Here is a 3,668-nt window from a genome sequence, read left to right as displayed (position 1 = left end):
CGATGGCAACAACCAGTTGAACGGCGGCGCCGGCCTGGACACCTTCATCGGCGGCAAAGGCAACGATGACTACGCCCTGGATCAGAGCGCCGAGTTGGCACTGGTGCAGGAAAACGCCAACGAAGGGACCGACACCCTTTACGTCGTCTACAACGCGACCGCACAGGACAATGTCGTCGACCTGAACCTGAGCAATCTGCAGAACGTCGAAAACGTCCTGCTGCTGGGGAGCGGCGCTTATATAGCGGTCGGCAACAGTCTGAACAACACCCTGACCGGCAACGCCGGCAACAACATCCTGGACGGCGGCGCGGGTGTCGATACCCTGACCGGTGGTGCTGGTGCCGATACGTTCGTGTTCGGTGCCGTCAACCAAATGGGCACCGGCGCCAGCCGCGACGTCATCACCGACTTCAGCAGTCTGCAAGGCGATAAAATCGATCTGACGAAGTTCGATGCCAACCTGCTGCAGGGTGGTTTCAACGGTTTCACCTTTATCGGTGCCAATGACTTCACCGGCGCAGGACAAGTGCGTTTCATCGATCACGTGTTGTCGGGCAACGTCAGTGGCAACGCGGGGGCAGACTTCGAAATCCAGTTGGTGGGCGTCAACACGTTCAACGCCAACGATCTGGTGGCGTAAGCCTCGATAGAAAGACCCGACCTGTCGAACAGGTCGGGGATACAAACAAAAACGCCCCGACTTGATCGGGGCGTTTTTGTTTCAAGTGCACTGTTTTCGGCTAAACCAACACGCCTAACGCCTTCGCCCGTGCCACCGCCTGCGTACGCCGTTCCACCCCAAGCTTGCTGTTGATATGACTCGCATGGGTTTTAACCGTGTGCAGCGAAATGAACAGCTGGTCGCTGATTTGTTGATTCGAACACCCTTGGGCAATCAGTTGAAGAACCGCCAATTCACGCGCGCTGAGCTGCTCTGCCCCCGAACACGACTCCACTGTCGGACGAAGGGCCACCGACGGCAGTTTTTCTGCAAGTTGCTGCGAAACATCCGTCGGAGCACTCAATTGCAGTTGCCCACGCAGCCAGCACGGATGTTCAGCCAGCAACCCGTCGAACGGTTGCAAGGCGCCACCGGTCGCCGCTTCCAGCGCCTGGGCCAGTGCCTTGCGGGCCTCGGGTTCGCGCCCGCTGGCCAAAAACAAGGTGACTTTTTGAGTCAGTGCCAAGGTGCAGAGCATTTGTCGGCCAGATTGCTGCCCATGCTCGAGCAATGCATTCAACCGCCCTTCGGCGATCATCAATTGCCCTTGAATGACGTCCAGCAAGGCTTGCTGTAACTCGATATGCAGCGGCAACTGTGGATGGAATTCCGGTGGCGCTGCGGCGTGCTCACCGGTGTAGGTCTGCCCCAGGCGCGCCAGCCAGGCTTCGGCCAGATCGGTGCGCCCCTGGGCCAGCCATAGTTCACATTTGACCAGGGTAATCATTGCCAGATAGTAAATCGGTGGCACGTCCCAGATGTGCATCAGGCGCTCGGCCTCGGCCAGTTCGGCGAAGGCGTTGGCGAACTCGCCGCTGCTGCCCTCAAGCCGGGCGATCACACAATGGCCGATGAGCACGCTGATATCGCGACAGGCACGCGCTTCACTCAGACCCGCTTGCAAGCGCGACCGTGCGGCTTGCGGTTGCATGCGCAAGGCCAGCAAGAGCCCTTCGTATAACGTCAGCCGTGCACGTACCGCGTAAAGTCGTTGTGGGGATAACCCTTGCAGGCGTTGCAGCCCCTGACGGACCTCTTGCAACGAGCGCAGGATTTCCCCGCGTGCCTGCAACACACGGGCGCGATCGTAATGGGCCAGTGCTTCAAACAACGGGTTGCCGACCCTTTGTGCCAATTCCAGCGACTCTCGATTCAAACTGCGCGCGCGCCACAAATCGCCGTCGGCAATGGCCAGGTTGGACAGGGTCGAGAGGCACATCAAGCGTTGTCCGTAGCGCTTGGCCGGCAGGCTCTGCAGCGCTTCGGTGCAATAGAGCAGCGTCAGTTCGCGATTGCCACGCCCCCGGGCGATGATGCCGCTCAGGGCCAGCCACTGCGCCAGCATCGACTTCTGCGCAGTGGCCGAAGGGGCCGGCAGGAAGCGACTCAAGTGAGCCGCCAGTTCCTGCGCCGCGTCCAGCTGACAGGCCATCCCCAACGCCCAACTGTAGAGCACGATGAGCCTGGGCGTGCTGATCAACAAGCTATCGGGCAAGTCCATTTTCCAGCGCAACAGCATGCCGACGTTTTGCTCGGCCAGCAGTTGTTCCTCCGAGAGGTTTTGCACCAGGTTCGCGGCAACGTCCAGATGCCCGGCACGCAACGCCTGCTCCACAGCCTCGTCGAGCAGACCCTGGGCATTGAACCAGCGACACGCGCGTAAATGCAGACTGGCGACCGGCACTATCGTCTGAGCGGTAGGCCGAGTGCGCAGCAGGTCAGAAAACAGGTGGTGATAGCGATACCAGTGGCCGTGCTCGTCCAGCGGCACCAGAAACACTTGGTGTGCCTGAAGGAATCGCAGAATTTCGGCGCTGTCATGGGCTTCGCGTACCGCGTCGCAGAGCTCGCTGCAAAAACGTTCCTGAGGCGCGGTGTCATAAAGAAACTGCTGCACTTCAGCCGGCAGACAATCGATGACCTCTTCAAGCAGGTAATCACGAATCAGCCCTTCCCCACCGTGCAGCGACTGTGGCAATGCGCTGTCAGTCCCCGCCTCGGAGGCTGCCAGCAACCAGAATCGCAGGCCCGCGACCCAGCCTTCGCTACGCTGGATCAGACTTTCCAAGGCCTCGCCACGCAATGAGCTGCTGTGGCGATCAAGCAACGTGAGCGCTTCCTCATGGGTCAGTCGAAGGTCTTGCTCATGCAGCTCGAGCAGTTGGCGCGACAGGCGCAAGCGCGCCAGGTGCCAGTCCGGACGCTGTCGACTGGTGACCATGACCAGCAGGCCATCGGGCAAGTGATTGAGGAAAAACTGCAGGCAACGATCGAGTACCGGACCTTGCGCCAGATGATAGTCATCGAGCACCAGCAGCAAAGGCGTACTGGGCGACAGGTGGAAGGCCAGCTCATCAAGCAATCCATCCAGCCATTCTTCAAAGGCGAACGGCTGATGACGCTGGCGCATTTTCAGTAGACCCAACGCCTGACAGCCCAATGTCGGAAAGTAGTCCTGAAGCCCTTCGAGCAACCGCTCAAGGAATCGCCCCGGATCACTGTCTCGAGGGCTCAACCCCAGCCACAGACTTCGCCAATGCTCCGGCAGCGCCTGACAGAACTCTACCGCCAATGAACTCTTGCCGAAGCCGGCAGGTGCGCTGACCAGCAACAGCCTGCCACCGAGACCGGCACTCAGGCGCTCGCACAAACGAGGCCGCAGCACATGGCCGTCGGGCAATGGGGGCCGAAAAAAGCGTCCGTCCAATGTCGCGATGGAAACGCTTGATGGGCCCGGGGATGAGGACAGATCAGTCATGGCCGGCTCTTGTTTGAATTACGGGTGGCGGCGTTGCAGATGTCCGCAGACTAGCGGTAAACGGATAGGGAATGAAGGTAATTGCTACAAATGGCTACAAAAAGTCTACAAGCAAATATGTCGATCAATCCGGCAACCACACTGCCCCGTAGCAGCGGCCGAGCCTGCGAGGCTGCTGCTACACAG

The 3,668-nt window shown here is 59.8% G+C and carries 2 protein-coding genes; one reads left to right on the top strand and one right to left on the bottom strand.

What is annotated here, in order from left to right:
* Window positions 1-643: calcium-binding protein (locus AC1D2P_RS30425; RefSeq protein ID WP_477811756.1), on the top strand; the 643-nt coding region annotated here is incomplete at its 5' end.
* Between the two features lie 100 nt (window positions 644-743).
* Here AC1D2P_RS30425 and AC1D2P_RS30420 read toward each other — a convergent pair.
* On the bottom strand, window positions 744-3,482 hold the full coding sequence (locus tag AC1D2P_RS30420) for a winged helix-turn-helix domain-containing protein (protein ID WP_109787843.1): 2,739 nt from the start codon (window positions 3,480-3,482) through the stop codon (window positions 744-746).
* Window positions 3,483-3,668 lie beyond the last annotated feature (186 nt).

The sequence above is a fragment of the Pseudomonas sp. P1_F1_2 genome (assembly GCF_056405815.1).
Note: the sequence above shows the minus strand (reverse complement) of the source record. Positions and strands in the feature narration are given on the sequence as shown.